The sequence below is a fragment of the Chryseobacterium takakiae genome (assembly GCF_900129385.1).
In the GTDB taxonomy this organism is placed as follows: Bacteria; Bacteroidota; Bacteroidia; order Flavobacteriales; family Weeksellaceae; genus Chryseobacterium; species Chryseobacterium takakiae.
In genome coordinates this window covers 23,227-40,848 of record NZ_FQVO01000017.1, presented here as the reverse complement: position 1 = coordinate 40,848, position 17,622 = coordinate 23,227, and the positions used below count along the sequence as shown (strand labels likewise).

The 17,622-nt window shown below is 38.4% G+C and carries 12 protein-coding genes; 7 read left to right on the top strand and 5 right to left on the bottom strand.

Going from position 1 to position 17,622, the window contains the following annotated elements; translation table 11 throughout:
• The first annotated feature begins 1 nt into the window (after window position 1).
• On the top strand, window positions 2-1,135 hold the full coding sequence (locus tag BUA76_RS17115; protein ID WP_072885999.1) for an NAD-dependent epimerase/dehydratase family protein: 1,134 nt from the start codon (window positions 2-4) through the stop codon (window positions 1,133-1,135).
• Window positions 1,132-2,166, top strand: a complete 1,035-nt coding sequence (locus BUA76_RS17110) for a WaaS/CpsH family glycosyltransferase (protein ID WP_072885998.1) — start codon at window positions 1,132-1,134, stop codon at window positions 2,164-2,166. Before BUA76_RS17115 ends, BUA76_RS17110 begins: the two co-directional genes overlap by 4 nt.
• A 392-nt stretch (window positions 2,167-2,558) precedes the next feature.
• Here BUA76_RS17110 and secG read toward each other — a convergent pair whose 3' ends face one another.
• From secG to BUA76_RS17090, 3 genes are all read right to left on the bottom strand, one after another.
• A complete protein-coding gene (gene secG / locus BUA76_RS17100; RefSeq protein ID WP_072885996.1) occupies window positions 2,559-2,918 on the bottom strand; it encodes a preprotein translocase subunit SecG in 360 nt (119 codons plus the stop codon).
• A 130-nt stretch (window positions 2,919-3,048) separates the two neighbouring features.
• Window positions 3,049-5,094 (bottom strand): M16 family metallopeptidase, encoded by a 2,046-nt coding sequence (locus BUA76_RS17095; RefSeq protein ID WP_072885995.1) that lies wholly within the window; start codon window positions 5,092-5,094, stop codon window positions 3,049-3,051.
• 46 nt (window positions 5,095-5,140) lie between these two features.
• Window positions 5,141-6,454, bottom strand: a complete 1,314-nt coding sequence (locus BUA76_RS17090; RefSeq protein ID WP_072885994.1) for a M16 family metallopeptidase — start codon at window positions 6,452-6,454, stop codon at window positions 5,141-5,143.
• A gap of 375 nt (window positions 6,455-6,829) precedes the next feature.
• Between BUA76_RS17090 and BUA76_RS17085 the strand changes: the two genes are divergently transcribed.
• The 5 genes from BUA76_RS17085 to BUA76_RS17065 all read left to right on the top strand — a co-directional run bounded on the left by BUA76_RS17085 (window position 6,830) and on the right by BUA76_RS17065 (window position 15,298).
• Entirely contained in the window at window positions 6,830-8,686 is a 1,857-nt protein-coding gene (locus BUA76_RS17085; protein WP_072885993.1) for a PAS domain-containing protein, read from the top strand.
• Between the two features lie 11 nt (window positions 8,687-8,697).
• Window positions 8,698-9,066 (top strand): response regulator transcription factor, encoded by a 369-nt coding sequence (locus tag BUA76_RS17080; protein ID WP_072885992.1) that lies wholly within the window; start codon window positions 8,698-8,700, stop codon window positions 9,064-9,066.
• A 149-nt stretch (window positions 9,067-9,215) separates the two neighbouring features.
• Window positions 9,216-11,549, top strand: coding sequence for an ATP-dependent helicase (locus BUA76_RS17075; protein ID WP_072885991.1), 2,334 nt, complete (start codon window positions 9,216-9,218; stop codon window positions 11,547-11,549).
• Between the two features lie 107 nt (window positions 11,550-11,656).
• The gene (locus BUA76_RS17070; RefSeq protein ID WP_072885990.1) at window positions 11,657-14,377 is read left to right on the top strand and encodes a TonB-dependent receptor plug domain-containing protein; all 2,721 of its coding nucleotides are present in this window, start codon (window positions 11,657-11,659) and stop codon (window positions 14,375-14,377) included.
• Between the two features lie 102 nt (window positions 14,378-14,479).
• Complete coding sequence (locus tag BUA76_RS17065) at window positions 14,480-15,298, top strand: alpha/beta hydrolase (protein WP_072885989.1); 819 nt, start codon at window positions 14,480-14,482, stop codon at window positions 15,296-15,298.
• Window positions 15,299-15,417: 119 nt separating this feature from the next.
• Here the strand turns inward: BUA76_RS17065 and BUA76_RS17060 are convergent, their stop codons facing one another.
• Window positions 15,418-16,506 carry a serine hydrolase domain-containing protein gene (locus BUA76_RS17060; RefSeq protein ID WP_072886040.1) on the bottom strand — a complete coding sequence of 363 codons (1,089 nt, stop codon included), beginning with the start codon at window positions 16,504-16,506 and terminating at the stop codon, window positions 15,418-15,420.
• Between the two features lie 67 nt (window positions 16,507-16,573).
• Window positions 16,574-17,596 carry an alpha/beta hydrolase gene (locus tag BUA76_RS17055; RefSeq protein WP_072885988.1) on the bottom strand — a complete coding sequence of 341 codons (1,023 nt, stop codon included), beginning with the start codon at window positions 17,594-17,596 and terminating at the stop codon, window positions 16,574-16,576.
• Between the last annotated feature and the right edge of the window lie 26 nt (window positions 17,597-17,622).

Below are 17,622 nucleotides of genomic sequence, written 5' to 3'. Positions count from 1 at the left end.
CATGGAGAAGATTCTGATCACGGGAGGAGCCGGATTTATTGGAAGCAAGCTGTCGCTGGAACTCAAGAGAAAAGGATATGAGGTTACGGTTCTGGATAATCTTTCTTCCCAGATCCACGGACAAAATCCGGAAGATGATTCTCCGCTCTATAGGAGCATTTTAGGTAAAGTGAATTTCATTAAAGGTGATGTGGTAAATCCTGAAGACTGGGAAAGAGCAATTGACGGCCAGGAAGTAATCGTTCATCTTGCTGCCGAAACAGGAACAGGACAATCAATGTACCAGATCGAAAAGTATACGGAAGTGAATGTTTCCGGGACGGCAATAATGCTGGATCTTCTCGTGAATAACCCTCACCGTGTAAAAAAAGTAGTGATCGCCTCTTCAAGAGCAGTGTATGGCGAAGGAAAGTATCTTCATCCGGAATTAGGATTGATCTATCCCAAGCCAAGAAATATAGAAGAAATGCGCAACGGTATTTTTGAGATCATTTATCCGGACGGGCAGATGCTTCGTGCTTTGCCTACGGATGAAGAAGCGAAAATCCACCCCACTTCCATTTACGGAATTACCAAATATACCCAGGAACAGATGGTGATGACCGCCTGCTCATCAATGGGAGTGGCGCCGGTAGCGGTGCGGTTTCAGAATGTGTATGGTGAAGGACAGTCTTTATTGAATCCTTACACCGGTATTTTATCAATATTTTCATCACAGATCCTTAACGGAAATGATATCAACGTCTTTGAAGACGGAAACGAATCCCGCGATTTTATTCACGTGGATGATGCGGTGAGGGCTACCATAAAATGTATTGAGAATGATGCAGCCAACGGAGAGATTTTTAACGTTGGAACAGGTGTTTCCACTTCAGTAACTACGGTGGCGGAAAACCTCAGAAAATTTTATAATATTGATTTCCATATTAATGTATCGGGACAGTTTCGTTTAGGAGATATCAGGCATAATTTTGCAGACATCAGCAAAATAAAATCAAAACTTAATTTCCAGCCGGAAATCTCTTTTGAAGAGGGAATGTCTAAATTTACCAACTGGGTATTGCAGCAGAATATTCAGGATGTAAAATTCAAGGAATCTCTGGATGAGATGAAAGTAAAAGGACTTTTAAAATGATACATCTGCATGGCAAAAAAATACTCTTTTTATCAGTCAGTTTTTTTAATTATGAAAAAGCCATATTACGAAGGCTTTCTGAATTGGGAGCTGAGGTTGATTTTTATGATGAAAGGCCTTCTAATTCCAACTTTTCAAAAGGAATTATCCGCTTTAACAAAAGGTTCTATCACTTAAAAATAAAAGAATATTATAACCGGATTTTAAATGAAATTCAGGACAATAGTTATGATTTTTTCTTTCTGATTAAAGGAGAGGCTATTCCTGCCTTTTTTCTTGAAAAAATAAAGGAGATTAATCCTCAAATGGAAATGATCTATTATAATTTTGATCCATTGAAAGAATATCCTGATCTCATTTCAAATCTTATTTATTTTGATAAAAAATTCACCTTTGAATATCATGATTCAATAAAATATAATCTGAATTTCAGACCGCTGTTCTACCTGGATGAATATAAAAACCTGAATCTGAATTCTCAGCCGCCACAATATGATGTTGTGTTTATCGGCAGTGCGCATACAGACCGGTATATAGTGGGAGAGAAGGTTAGGGCTGTTGCGGATAGCCTCAACTTAAGATCATATTTCTATTATTATGCAATGGGACGTGTTTCTTTCCGATTGAAAAAGATAATTGATAAACATTTAAAGGAATTTGATATTTCCAAAGTAAGCTTTGAAAAATTAAATCATCAGCAGATCATTGATTTTTATAAGAAATCAAAATCGGTTCTTGATATCAATAAACCTTTTCAGCATGGTTTGACCATCAGAACGTTTGAAGTGCTGGCTTCGGGAAGAAAACTCATCACTACCAATTCCGATATCAGGAATTATCCTTTTTACAATCCAAATAATATTTTCATTATAGACAGGGAGGACATTCAACTGGATCCTGAATTTTTCAAAACAGACTTCAAAAAAATAGATCCCGATGTGTTGTATAAAATGTCCCTTGATTCCTTTATTGATTGTCTTTTTGGTGATGCACAGAATGACTACTGGAATGCTTTCAGGAATAAAGAATAAGTTTTCAAACAGATAATATCATATTACCATTGTGTATTTTGAAAAATTTTTATAGTAGCTTCGTCACTTCGAGTTTATGATAAGAAAGTGTTTAAGTCTTAATCGAAGGATGAGTTTTTCTCGGAGTAGATCTTAGTTTACTTAAACACTTTTTCTCTTGTTAATAAATGTATCAATTTCTTTTTACAAATCTAAAGGAGTGTTTTTTTGCAACAAAGTGGAAAAAAAATGTATCGAGAATGGAATCTATCTTCAAAATTATAAACTTTTCGATACGATTTTTTTTCAAAAATCTACTCAAAGTGACGAAAATGAATCAAAAATGCCAATGGGTATATTATAAAAAAAAGCAACTCGCAGGAGTTGCTTTTATTATATGAGATGTTATTTGCTTATTTGGTTGGAGCAGGAGGAGTCTGAGCCGGTGTTGTTGTCGTTGTAGTGGCAGCCGGAGCAGAAGATTGCTTAGCCGGAGCTTCTTTCGATGCCGGAACCTGCGCAGGCGCGGCAGCGGAAGGTTTACCTGTAATCACAACGCTTAAAAGGATAAGAACAATAATCGTTGCTCCTAAAGTCCATGTTGCTTTCTCCATAAAGTCGTTGGTTCTCTGTACACCAAACTGTGCAGAAGATGCTCCCCCGAAAGTACTGGAAAGACCTCCTCCTTTTGGATTTTGAGCCATAACAATGATTACCAGAAGAATGCTGGCGATCATAATAAGAACCATCAATAGTATAAATATAGAATCCATTAATTTGATATCTTTTGAATGGGCAAATTTAATCTTTTTTTACCGAATGACAAAGAAAGATAGTCTCAAATTTGATAAAAAATAAAAAACGGCAACAATGGTTGCCGTTTTTATATAAAAATAAGAAGCCTTATTTAAAATCAGAATCTTTTGCCTGATTTATTTCATAAGATTTCACCTTCATGGTCATATCCATTCCCATTTGATTTACAGAAATGGTGTAAGGCATTTTTACCCCTGCAACATCTTTGTAATCCGAGAACGTGGTAGGAACACTTACTTCTTGGCCCTGCGCTTTAACCGTTCTTGTTTCTCCGGTTTTCAGTCCTGTTTTCACACTATAATAATAGGTGGTTTCAGGTCCTTTGATTGCATAAGAATCTTCTCCTCCCACTTTTTCAATCCCGGCTAATTTATATTCAGGAGATTTTGCAAAGGCCATCTCTTCAAAAAGCTCGGTATTCTTTTGCTTTTCTGCAATCTGTTCAGGCTTCATAGGAACTTTTTGCCCCATTTGCTCAGAATATCCGGTCTTTCCGTCAAATACCTGTTTCTGAACAACCTGTCCCATAGCGGTTACCTGTGTCATTTCTTTTCCACCCTGTGCTTTTACCATTTTCATGTCGATATTCTGGCCTTGTATTGACATAGCAGCATTTACGGTATAAGAAGAAATTTTAGAAAGGTTTGCTTTTCCACCGATGGCATCAAGATATTTATCTGCTACAGAAGCTACCGTTACACTGGCATCCACTTTCTGTGCTGTTGGTTTTGCTACCGGATTGGCATCTTTATCGTAATATTTTACAGGATAACCCAGTTTTTCCAGTCCTTCAGAAATATCAGATGCTTTACCGGCAATGAAAATTCTGCTCTTAGTTGGGTAAATTGTAGAATTCACCGCACTGGAAACATCAGCAGCAGTTACTTTATCGATTGATTTCAGATAATTGGTATAGAAATCATCCGGAAGATCATAAATTTTCTGGTTCAGGGCAAATCTTGCAATGGTTGCCGGCTGTTCAAGAGACATAATGAATGATCCTTTCAGTTTTGCTTTGGCATTTTCAAGCTCTTCAGGCTTTACACTGGAAATCCCGTTAAGCTCATTCATGAATTCCTTCACTGCCTTATCTGTAACCTCATTTCTTACACTTGCGCTAGCGGAGAATTGTGGAGAATACTTGCTTGCACTCATGTTGGAATAGGCTCCGTAAGTAAATCCGTTTTTTTCACGAAGGTTCATGAAAAGTCTGGCTTCACCGCCACCGCCAAGAATATAGTTGGCCATAGTAGCAGGGAAGTAATTCGGATCCTTCATTTTTAAATTGTTGATGTTATTTACCGAAACCACAGACTGTACAGCGGTAGGTACGTCAACAACATTGATTTCTGTAGTGGCAACGTTAGATGCAGGCTCTACCGGAGTAATCGGCGTATTCGCTTTTTTCCATCCGCTGAATGCCTTTTCGATCATTGGTTTTACCTTCTCAAATTTTACATCACCTACAATTACAAGATAAGCATTATCCGGAGCATAATATTTTTTGTAAATATTCTGTACATCCGCAAGCTGTATTTTGTTGATGGTTTCTACCGTCTCAAATTCTCCTCTTGAAGTGTTCTTACCATACATTAAGGCGTTAGATACTTTTGAAGCAATCGCAGAAGCATTTTTTTCTTCAGATTTTAATCCTTCAATTGCTCTTTCTTTCGAATCTTCAATTTCTTTTGCTGAAAATTTAGGATTAATAATCGCATCAGCCATTAAGCTCAATACCTGAGGGAAATATTTTGAAAGTGAATTTGCCGAAGCTCCGTTTGAAGAGAAAGATAGATTCGCTCCAAGATAGTCAACTTTCTTGTTGAAATCATCCTTACTCATTGTAGTAGTTCCGTTTTCGAACTGTTCTGCCATAATTTCGCTTACTCCGGCTACGTTTCCTTCATAATAAGGTGGTCTGTCCATACTAAGACTAGCGTTTACTCTTGGCAGTTTGTTGTTTTCCACCACCATCACCGTAAGGCCATTTTTTAATTGGAAAGTTTTTGGCTTTGCAATATTGATCACGGGAGTTGGTCCCGGTTTCGGCATTGCATTAAGATCTATTTTCTGTGCTGAAATCGTTCCTGCGAATAAAAACGCTGCAGCTATATATGTTAATTGCTTTTTCATTTGTAAAAATTTAATTTTAATAATCAATAATAACCCGTATCAGTTTTTACTTTTTTTCAGGCACGTAATTGATGATTATTCTTTGGTTGGAATTAAGATACTTTTTAGCAGCATTCTGAAGATCCTGTCTGGTGATTGATCTGTAAATATCAATTTCTTTATTGATAAGATTAGTATTGCCCATCAAAACGTGGTTCGTTGCCAATGAAGCGGCAATTCCCTGGATGCTTGAGTTGGAGTTTACAAACTGATTTTCAAATTGATTTTGAAGTTTCTGATAATCTTCTTCAGAAATAAGAGTTGTCTGAAGCTTTTTGATTTCAGCATCAATATCGGCTTGTAAAGCTGCCTTTGTAGTCTGCCCCATAGGAATTGCGAAGAACGCAAAAATTCCGTAATCTTCAAGACCCTGGTTGAAAGCAGCTACCTGTAATGCTTTTTTATCCTGATCTACTAACTTTTTATATAAGACAGAAGATTTACCGCTGCTTAGATAGGAAGAAAGCATATCTAAAATATAAGCATCTTTTTCTTTATTACCCGGTGTTCTGTAAGCAAAAACATAAGCTGGCAGCTGGATGTTAGGATCCGTAGCGGTTACTTCTTTTTCCTGAGTGATAGGAGCATCTTTAGGGAAGTTTTTAGGATAAACCGTTCCTTTGGGAATTCCTCCGTAATATTCCTGAATCCATTTTTTAGTCTGTTCTGGTTTAATGTCTCCTGCAACCACTAAAGTAGCATTGTTCGGAACATAGTATTTCTTATAAAATGCCTGGAACTCTTCAAGTTTCGCGGAGTTCAGATCTTCCATAGAACCGATGGTTGGCCAGTTGTAAGGGTGATTGGTAAATAAATTCTTTTGAATGGTTGAAAAAAGATTTCCGTAAGGCTGGTTGTCCATTCTTAATCTTTTCTCTTCTTTTACAACTTCTCTCTGAGTATCAACGCCCACCTGGTTGATTACAGCATGACGCATTCTTTCAGCCTCCATCCAAAGACCCAGCTGTTCATTGTTGGAAGGGAATGTTTCATAATAATACGTTCTGTCGTTTGTTGTATTAGCGTTGTTTTGTCCTCCGTTTGAAGAAACTATCTTGAACCAGTCGCCTCTTTTAATATTAGGGGTTCCTTCAAATAAAAGGTGCTCGAAGAAGTGAGCAAAACCGGTTCTCCCTTTTACTTCATCCTTTGCACCCACATGGTACATTACCCCTGTTGTTACAACTGGTGCCGAATTGTCCTGGTGAAGGATTACGTGAAGACCGTTTGGTAAGTCATACTCTTCAAATTTAATTTGTTGCGCATTCAAAGCCATTCCGAAGAATGCCGCTGCTGCAACAGAAAGAAGTCGCTTTTTCATAAAATAGAAATTGTTTTGTCAATTAGTGCCAAATTTACTTTAAATGTTACAATCTTGCCAGGATAATTTTTCAGACTTTAGAATCTGTTTAAATTGGAAGGTTCATTAGCTTGATTCTGCAATTCAACCTTATTGGTATTAAAGAATTAATATTCAAAAAAAAGTATTACTATCTGAAAATAAATATTATAAGTATTTTTATTTTTGAATGTAGCAATTGATGGATATAATTTACTATAAAAATAGTTGTATAAAATTTAAAAGCTGCATTCCAAAAAGTCGTATATTTATTCAAAATACCGCCATTGCGTGGTATTATTTTATTTTATAGTATTCGGAATATGAAGTATTTTTACAATAAACAATCCTAAAATAATGAAAAGCTTTTTAGAGCAAAATGTTTCACAGGAGTCGCTTATTACCCTCTTTAGCCAGGCGCCCGTAGCCATGTGTCTGCTCACCGGTGACAATTTCAGCATCAACAGTGCCAATCCGCAGATGTTGGAAATCTGGGGTAAACAAACTTCTGTTATTGGCAAATCTTTATTTGAGATACTTCCTGAAATAATAGATCAGGGTTTCAAGGAAATTTTAGAAAATGTGTACCGTACAGGAGAAATTTTTAAAGGAAACAAATGGCCTGTATTTTTAGAAAAATACGGTAAATATGACGAATATTTTTTTACTTTTATTTTCGCTCCTGTTTATAATGATGATAAAAAAATCATCGGAATAAGCATCGTTGCAACCGAAGTTACTGATCAGATCTCTTCAGAAAGAAAGCTTAAGGAAAGTGAATACCGTTTTGAGCATCTCATCAAAAAATCTGATTATCCGATAGCCATTTACAGAACAGAAGATCTTTACATAGAATTTGCCAACGATCAGATGCTTAAAACCTGGGGTAAAAGTTCTTCTGTAGTAGGGATGAAACTTGAGGATGCGCTTCCTGAACTTGAGGGACAGCCATTTATAGGGATTCTGAAAAATATTTTTAAAACCGGAGAAACGTATGCTTCGAAGGAAGCCAGCGCAGATCTTATAGTAAATGGAAAACTTCAGACATTTTATTACGACTTTTCTTACAAACCTCTGAAAAGTCCTAATGGAGAAGTGTATGCCATCCTGAACATGGCCGTGGACATTACAGATCTGGTAATGGCAAAAAAAGAAATTCAGGAAAGGGAAAAGAAATTCCGGGACCTTGCAGATTCCATGCCTCAGTTTGTGTGGACTTGCGATACAAAAGGTGAAATTACCTATATGAATAAAAGTTGGTACCGATACACCGGCTCAACGGAAAACGAAAACCAGACCAGCCTTGTAAAAAGAATGATGAGGCCGGAAACCATAAGAAAAGTCGATGAGGCTTGGGAAGAATGTGTAAAAACCAATACCCCTTTCGTGATGGAATATGAACTTGGGGATCCTATGCAGAAAGGAAATTACAGATGGTTTCTAGGAAGAGCAATTCCCAATTTTTCCGAAAGCGGGGAAGTTAACCAATGGACAGGGACTTTTACGGATATTGACGAATTCAAGCAACTCGAAACCCAGAAAGATAATTTTCTGGGAATAGCAAGCCATGAGCTTAAAACACCGCTTACCAGCCTGAAATTATATACGCAATTCATCAAAAACAATCTTGAAAAGGCGGGCGATCCTAAAAATGCAAACGTTGCCAGAAGAATGGATTACCAGATTGATCTTTTAACGGGACTTATCAACGAATTGCTTGATGTAACCAAGATCCAGAAAGGACAAATGCAGCTCAATGAGTCTCTGTTTGATTTTGATAAACTGGTGGATGAAGTAGTGGAAGAACAGCAAATGACTTCTAGACATAAACTTTTTGTAAGCAGATCCGGCACAATCGGAGAAGTTTTTGCAGATCGTCACAGGATATCCCAGGTGATTGCCAACCTTATCAGCAACGCCATCAAATATTCTCCGGATGCTGATGAAGTACATATATCCACGAGCTTACACGGAGATCAGGCGCAATTTAATGTTAAAGATTTTGGAATCGGTATTCCTCAGGATAAACAATCGAAAGTTTTTGAACAGTATTACCGGATCAATGGATCAAAAGACTATACATTTTCAGGGCTCGGACTGGGACTTTTTATCTCGGCCGAAATTATAAGAAGGACGGGCGGAGAAATTTTTGTTTCTTCTGTAGAAGGAGAAGGGTCTGATTTTTGCTTCAGAATCCCCAAGTATAAAAATTAATTTAAGTTACCATGTCTAATGCTGCAAAAATTATGGTAGTGGATGACAGTCCCGCGATTGTTGATTCTATTGAAATGATGCTTGATTTTGAGGGATTTGAAGTTTCCAAATTTTATAAAGGTTCAGAAATGTTTAATGCACTGGACCCTTATAAGAAACCCGATGTTATTTTAATGGATATGTGGCTGTCCGGTGAAGACGGCAGAGATTTTTGCAGACTCATCAAGGCTCATGAACATTTTCAGGACATTCCCGTACTCATCATGTCGGCAAGCCGCGGGCTGGAGCAGTCTGCACTAGATGCCGGCGCAGACGAATTTATCGCCAAACCTTTCGATCTGGGAAATATGGTGGAAAGAATCAGGCATTATATAAAATAATTTAGATCAGCATGAGCGATTTCTATCAGTTTTCTCTGAAAATTTATTTAGTAAGATTAAAGAATTAATTTAACACTATTTACATTATCATCGAATTTGAATTCTCCATATAATACACTAATTTTGTGTTCCCAAAATTTTTTGCAAGCATGGAGGATTATCTGAAAGGACTGAATGAATCACAATTTGAAGCCGTTACCACATTAAATGGACCGCTAATGGTTCTCGCGGGCGCGGGTTCAGGGAAGACCCGTGTACTTACGATGCGTATTGCGCACCTCATTACAAATGGAGTAGATCCTTTTAATATTTTAGCTTTAACCTTTACCAACAAGGCAGCAAAAGAAATGAAGGAACGTATTGCCAAAGTAGTGGGGCAAAGCAATGCAAGAAGTCTCTGGATGGGAACTTTTCACTCGGTTTTTGCAAGAATCCTGAGAAACGAAGCGCACTATCTGGGATATCCTTCCAATTTTACCATTTATGATCAGCAGGATGCCCTGAATGTCATCAAAAAAGTATTGAAAGATATGAATATTGATGCCGATTTGTATAAACCCAAAAAAGTTCAGGCAAGAATTTCTACCTATAAAAATAATCTGATTACCGTAAAGGCTTATTATGCCAATCCCGAGCTTATTGAAGCGGATGAGAAGGCCAACATGAAATTCATCGGGCAGATTTATCAGCGCTATGTTGAACAGTGCTTCAAGAACGGATCTATGGATTTTGATGATTTGCTGCTGAAGACCAATGAGCTGCTTACACGTTTTCCGGAAGTGCTTGCCAAATATCAGGACCGATTCAGGTATATTCTAGTGGATGAGTATCAGGACACGAATCATTCGCAGTATCTTATTGTAAAAGCACTGGCTTCAAAATTTGAAAATATCTGCGTGGTAGGAGACGATGCGCAGTCTATTTATTCATTTCGTGGCGCAAATATCTATAATATCTTAAACTTTAAAAAAGATTATCCGGATGCCGTAACGGTTTCCCTGGAGCAGAATTACCGTTCTACACAGAATATTGTAAATGCTGCCAATGTAGTCATTGCAAAAAACCTTCAGCAGTTCAAAAAGAATGTTTTCAGTGAAAATGAAGAAGGAGATAAAATTAAAATTTATCGTTCTCTTTCCGATGCCGATGAAGCGAATTTTGTGGCCGGAAATATCTGGGAAACCAGGAACCGAGAACAGAGAAAATACAGCGATTTTGCCATATTATACCGTACCAATTCCCAGACAAGGGCATTTGAAGATGCATTAAGACGTAAAAATATTCCTTATAAAGTATATGGAGGTCTGTCATTCTATCAAAGGAAAGAAGTAAAAGACCTTATTGCTTATCTTCGTTTATTGGTAAACGAAAACGATTCGGAAGCATTGATGAGGATCATCAACTATCCTGCAAGAGGAATCGGTGAAACCACTCAGAACAAGTTGGTTGTCTTTGCCGATGCGCAGAATGTTTCGGTATCGAAAGTATTAGACAATCTTCCAATGTATTCACCACATTTAGGCTTTAACAATGGCGTTTTGAATAAGCTCAGTGATTTCTGGTCCATGATCAAAGCATTTCAGGTATTGTTGAAAACGGAAACCGCTTACAGTGTAGCGATGGAAGTGGCCAAAAGAAGCGGGCTGATTAAGTTTTTAAAAGACGATCAGACTCCGGAAGGAATTTCCCGCGTAGAAAACGTTCAGGAATTGATGAACTCTATGCAGGGATTTATTGAAGAACAGATGCAGCTGGAAGACGGAGATCCGAGTTTACCGAATTTCCTTGAAAATATTGCCCTTTCTGCAGATACCCAGGATAAAAATAATGAAGAAGATATGGTTTCTTTAATGACCATTCACCTTTCAAAAGGACTGGAATTTCCGGTGGTTCACCTGGTGGGTCTGGAAGAAAACCTGTTCCCAAGCTTTATGAGTTCGTCTACAAGAGAAGATCTTGAAGAAGAAAGACGTCTGTTCTATGTTGCCTTAACAAGAGCCGAAAAGCAGGCATTTTTCTCGTATGCTATTTCCCGTTTCCAGTGGGGGAAAATTACTGATGCGGAACCTTCAAGATTCCTGAGTGAAATTGATGATATTTATCTGGAATTTGTAAATCCGGCCATTGAAAAACGTTTTATCAATAACTCAGGAGTAAAATCTAATATTTTCGACGAGCATCCGTCCGAGATGAGAAGCTTTAAAAAAGTTGAAAAGAAAAGCATTGAAAGAAGTGACAATTCAAAACCAATTGCTGAACCCCGTAAGCTAAAACCGGTAAGCACGGCAAAAATTATCAACCCGAGCGGAGCTTCTTCACAGGATATCGAAGTGGGAGACAAGGTGAGACACGACCGGTTCGGAATCGGTGAAGTGACTTTCCTCGACGGTACCGATCCTCAGAATATCAAGGCAAAAGTGATCTTTCAACATGAAGGTGAAAAGAATCTCATCCTGAAATATGCTAAATTAACAAAGATTTAAAAACAAAAAACGGCGATTTAAATTTCTGTATTTTATTAGTCTATAAATTTTGTGGACTAATAAATATGCTTTACATTTGCTGCTTCAAATAATTAAAAGAGCAATGTATGAAGAATAAAAAAGCTATTTTTTCAGCTTCAGTATTATTTTTCCTGGGAACATTTACCTACGCACAGGAAAAAGATACGCTAAAAACAAATAATGTAGAAGAAGTTGTGATCCTGGGTTCCAGAAGCGGAGCGAGATCAAAAACGGACAGTCCTGTTCCGGTGGATGTGTTTAATATTAAAGAATCTTCGGTTATTTTACCGCAGACCAATATAGGACAAATTCTTAATGCTATCGCGCCGTCATTCACATCAACCATACAGACCAATGCAGACGGAACCGATCATTTGGACCCTGCACAGTTGAGAGGTCTTGGTCCGGATCAGGTTTTGGTTCTGGTAAACGGAAAAAGAAGACATACTTCAGCACTCGTAAATGTTAACGGATCACCGGGAAGAGGAACCGTAGGAACCGACCTTAATGCCATTCCGTCTTTTGCCATCAGCAGGATTGAAGTCTTAAGGGATGGTGCTTCCGCACAATATGGTTCCGATGCGATTGCCGGGGTGATTAACTTAGGGCTAAAAAGAGATACCGGAAAGCTGACAGGACAGTTAAGCTACGGCGGAAATCTTACGCCTGCTGCAAACGATCATACCGGAGATTTTGATGGGCAGAATATTCAGATTGACCTTAATTACGGAAATAAAATCGGGAAAAGAGGAGGTTTTTATAATATTACCTGGACGTCACAGTTCAGAAATCCTACTTTCAGAGCGGGAACGGAAAGCGGAGCCATTTTCAATGCCTACAATGCGATTGAACAGCGTGCTTTAAATAACGGTGTCAATCTTTCTTCACTGTTCAACAACATCAATAATTCGGCAAACTCACAGCAGATTATTAATACGATTCACCAGTATGCGCAGGATGTAAACTATTTTTCCCAGGCTTTTCAGAATCAGATTCAGTCGGCAACTACAATTTCTGCATTACAGGGGCTTTTGGGTGCCAATGTAACCGATCAGGAGTTGGCTTATCGCGGAATGACCAGAAAAGATTTCAATATGCAGGTAGGACAATCGAAACTGAATAACCACCAGCTTTTCGCCAATATTGAAGTTCCGTTGAATGACAACTGGAAGTTGTATACTTTTGGCGGTTACAGCTTCAGGCACGGTACATCCGGAGGTTTTTACAGAAGACCCAACCAGAGCAGAACCTTTACAGGATTATACCCGAACGGATATCTGCCGCAGATTGGAACGGATATTCAGGATCTTTCTCTTTCGGCAGGAATCAAAGGAAACTGGAAAGGCTGGAATGTTGATTTTAGCAATACGTTTGGACAAAATTCATTTAATTATGATATCAAAAATACGGGAAACACTTCTTTACGATTTAATTCTCCGAATGAGTTTGATGCAGGAGGACTGAGGTTTTCCCAAAATACCATCAATCTTGATTTTTCAAAAAAATATGATGTATGGAGCGGAATCAATATTGCTTTCGGTGCGGAACACCGTTATGAAAACTTTAAAATAACAGCGGGAGAAGAAGCCTCTTACGCCACTTACGATGTTTCCGGTAATTTATGGAACGGAAATACGACTCGCCCTACCGATTTTTTTGGAGCGGCACTTCCGGGAGGATCTCAGGTATTCAGTGGATTCAGGCCGGAAAACGCAGTCAATAAAAACCGTCAGGCGGTTGCCGGATATGCAGATGTTGAATTCAACTTTACCGATTGGCTTTTGGCTGATGCTGCGGTACGGTATGAAAATTATTCGGATTTCGGATCTACATTCAACTATAAGCTGGCTTCCAGGATCAAAGTAGATCAAAACCTGAATTTCAGGTTTGCAGGTTCTACAGGATTCAGGGCGCCCTCTATTCATCAGATTTATTATAATGTAACTTCTACATTGTTTACGAATGGACAGCTTCTGGAAGTGGGAACTTTCAGTAACGATTCCAAAGTTGCCAATTTATTGGGAATTCCTGGTCTGAAACAGGAAACCTCAAAATCTGCAAGTGTAGGATTCACGTATAGAATACCTGCTGCAAATCTGAGCTTTACGGCAGACGGATATTTTACCAGAATTGACGACAGAATTGTTCTTACCGGACAGTTCACAAGAGCGGCTGTCCCTTCCCAGGCACAGGCTGCGTTTGATGCGGCGGGTGTAAATGCCGTACAGCTTTTTACGAATGCCATAGATACCGAAACAAAAGGACTGGATGTGGTAATAAGCCACAACGCAAAATTCTCCGGTCTCAAACTGGATAATAATTTCGCGATCAACCTTAACCGGACAAAAAAAGTAGGCAACATCCACTCATCAGGTGCATTGCAGTCGGCCGGTCTAGACAATATCTATTTTTCCGAAGCTTCAAGAGTTTATCTGGAAGAAGCCGTTCCGAGAGTGAAAGCAAGTTTGTCTAATCAGCTTACGTGGGGAAATGCCATTTTCTATCTTAGAAATACCTATTTCGGTAAAGTGACAAGTCCGGATATTATCGATGCCAACGGAGATGGAATTGTTTCTCCTAATGAACATCAGGAAATTACCGACAAAATCATTACCGATGTTTCCGTAGCGTACCAGTTTACCAAGAATATCGGACTTACGGCAGGGGTGAATAATCTGCTTGATATTTATCCGACCAGAAATCTTCCCGCATCCAGTAATAATGATCAATTTGTATATTCACGTTCCACCTCACAGTTTGGGCAAAACGGAAGGTTTGTATTTACAAGGCTTAATTTTAATTTTTAAATACATTTTTTGCTGAATTAACCATGAATCCGGATATTTCCGGGTTCATTTTTTATATAACTGAACTTCAATTTGTATCTTTAAACCAATAAAAAGTTTACAATGAAAAGGATTCTGATATTTTTAATGCTCACCCTGTTTTCAATACCGTTTTTTTCGCAGGAATACCGTACCGAAAACAATATTCATTATTACGATAATAAAACAAATGCCTCTGATGCTTATATCAACGAGAGATGTGTTCTGGATGTATATATTCCTGCAAAAGTTAAAAACTTTCCCACGGTGATCTGGTTTCATGGCGGAGGAATTACAGGTGGAGAAAAAGAAATTCCTGAGGCATTAAAAAATAAAGGCATTGCCGTGATTGGTGTTAATTACAGGCTTTCACCAAAGGTAAACGCCCCGAAATATATCGAAGATGCAGCAGCGGCCACTGCGTGGGTTTTCAATAATATTAAAAAATACGGAGGTGATGAAAATAAGATTTTTATTTCCGGACATTCAGCCGGAGGTTATCTGGCAATTATGGTTGGGTTAAATAAAATGTACCTTAACAAATATGGAATCGATGCCAATAAACTTGCTGCAATCGTTCCTTTCAGCGGACAAATGATCTCACATTTTACCACAAGAAAAGAAAGAGGAATTGATGAACTGGATGCAAGAATTGATGAATACGCACCCCTGCATTTCATCAGGGCAGATGCTCCTCCTTTGATCCTCATAACCGGTGACCGGGAAAAAGAGCTGTTAGGCAGATACGAAGAAAATGCGTACATGGCACGTATGATGAAGCTGAAAGGCCATAAAGACACTACTTTATATGAACTTCAGGGATTTGATCATGGCGGGATGGCACTACCTGCTTTTCCTTTACTATTGAATGAAATCAAAAGAATAGAAAAACTGAAAAAGTAGACGTTTTTAAATTCAGAAAATTAGATAAAAGCTTTGCAAAAATGTATTCGGCAAAGCTTTTTTATGAACTAAATATGGGTAAACAGTAAAACATTTATCGCATATTCAGCGTTCGGTTTTTAATCAATCAACACATTGATTTTTTGCCATAACACATCATCAAAATCAGACAAAGCAAGATTTACATTATCCGCGGCATCGCCCATTCTGATGATGACCAGTTTTTTGCTTGGAACCACATAAATTTTCTGGTCGTTTTTTCCCAAAGCACAAAACATATCATTCGGAGCACTTGGAATCAGTTTGCCGTTAAACTGAAATTGGGTCTGCGGAAGATGATAGCTCGATTTTCCGTTGAGCCACCAAAGATATCCGTACGCTAAATTGATATTTTGGGAAGAATTGACCGCATTTTGAAAATACGCAGGATTAACGATTTGGTTGCCATTCCAATTCCCATTATTTAAAGCCATTAATCCGAAACGTGCCATGCTTCTGGTGGTGCTCCAGTACACGCTGTTGTCGCCGCTTTGAATCCAGCTTCCCGTCATCCCGATTTTGTCTCGTAGTTTTGTATTAAAATATTGTGTCCATGTTTGCCCTGTAGCAGCTGCAACAACATCCTGAAGTTTAACATACACATTGTGATAGGCCCATCGTGTTCCAGCATCAGCCTTATATTGTAAATTGGCCGGACTCACATTATCTCCCAGACTGTCATCCAGCCCGGAAGTCATGGTCAACAGGTTTCTGCAGGTAATGAGATTTTCTTTGGCTAAAGGAGCACTCGTCCAGCCGGTTCCAATGTATGCTGAAACTTTATTGTTGATATTGATGAAGCCTTCCTGCTCGGCAATTCCGGTAACGGTTGAGGTTAACGTTTTTCCGGCACTAGCCCAATACCAGGGTGTGGAAGCTGTGTGTCCCGAAAAATAATGTTCCATGACAATTCTGCCGTTTTGAAGAATCATAAAGCTTTTGGAATTTTTCTGCTGAAGGTAATTCAGCAAATCCTGAACTTTATCCTGATGCCACCCTAATGAAGAAATAGATTTGGTCTCCCAAATATCGCTTCCGGAAGGAGGGAAATACATGGCTTCTGTGGATGTGGGATTTTCAGTTGGTGCATTTTCAATTTCAGAATCGTTCTGGCTACAGGCGATCAAGGAGAAACAGGTATAAATAATAAGTAAAGGTTTTAATTTCATCTTACATGGTTTTGCATTCAGACTTTGGATGAAGGAATACCACATTAGTTAAAATTAAATCTGAAAATTATTTTTGATGCTTCATGACAAAGTTCAGCATATCATCAGTAAGCTGATCCAAGTAAGCTTTATCGGTGTTCCCAAATCCATGTATTCCGTCTTCTACAACTATCAGCTGGTTTTCTATATTAAATTTGTTGAGTTTTCGCATGAGCTTTTTAGAATGTTTTAAAGGAGCAACTTTGTCTTTATTTCCATGCAAAATTAATGTGGGAACGCCGTTTTCAGTATCATTTACTGGAGAAACGGTTTCAAGATAATCAATCGCTTTTCTTTTTTCTTTATTAATATCGTAGCCCGAAATTCCGTACACAAGCTTTTCCCGGATTTCTACAATCGGTTTAAAGAAAAGTCCGACTACCGCCACCGGAGCTTTTCCCAATCTTGTATGGAGAAGTTTATTCAGATCCGTCGGGCCAAAATTATCTACCACATAATTCACCTTCGCGGAATATGCTGAAAGTTCCTGGCTTCCGGTATATTCGCTGTCATCCGTATATGCGGCAAGCAGCGACAGATGTGCTCCGGATGAAACTCCGAAAAATCCTATATTATTTTCATCAAAATGATACTTTTCCGCATTTTTTCTTATCCATCGTACCGCATCTTTAGTGTCTTCAATAGGTATTGGGAAGTGTATTTTGTCACTTACTAATGTATATTCAATGCTGATGACTGCGAAATTTTTTTCTACCAGTTTTAATATGAAACTTTCAATGTAATTATTAGCCCTTACGATCTTATCTCCTTTTGCCCAGGCTCCGCCGTGTACATATATCACTACAGGCAATTTTCCGGATGTACTAGTTTTGGGCCTGTATATATCTAATGAAACCGGTGTTCCCTGGCTATTTGTTTTATAAATAATATTTGGGGAGAAAAGTGTCTTTTCCGGGAGCAATGTGCTGGGAGGAATTTTTGTTTCCGGCAGATCCTGGGCATAACTGATTTGGTAAATACTTAAGGAGAAAACAATAAGCAGGTTGATCATAAACCTGCTGAATAATGTATGGTTCGTGGAAAAGTTCATAGAATCTATTATTGCTGAGTTACTCG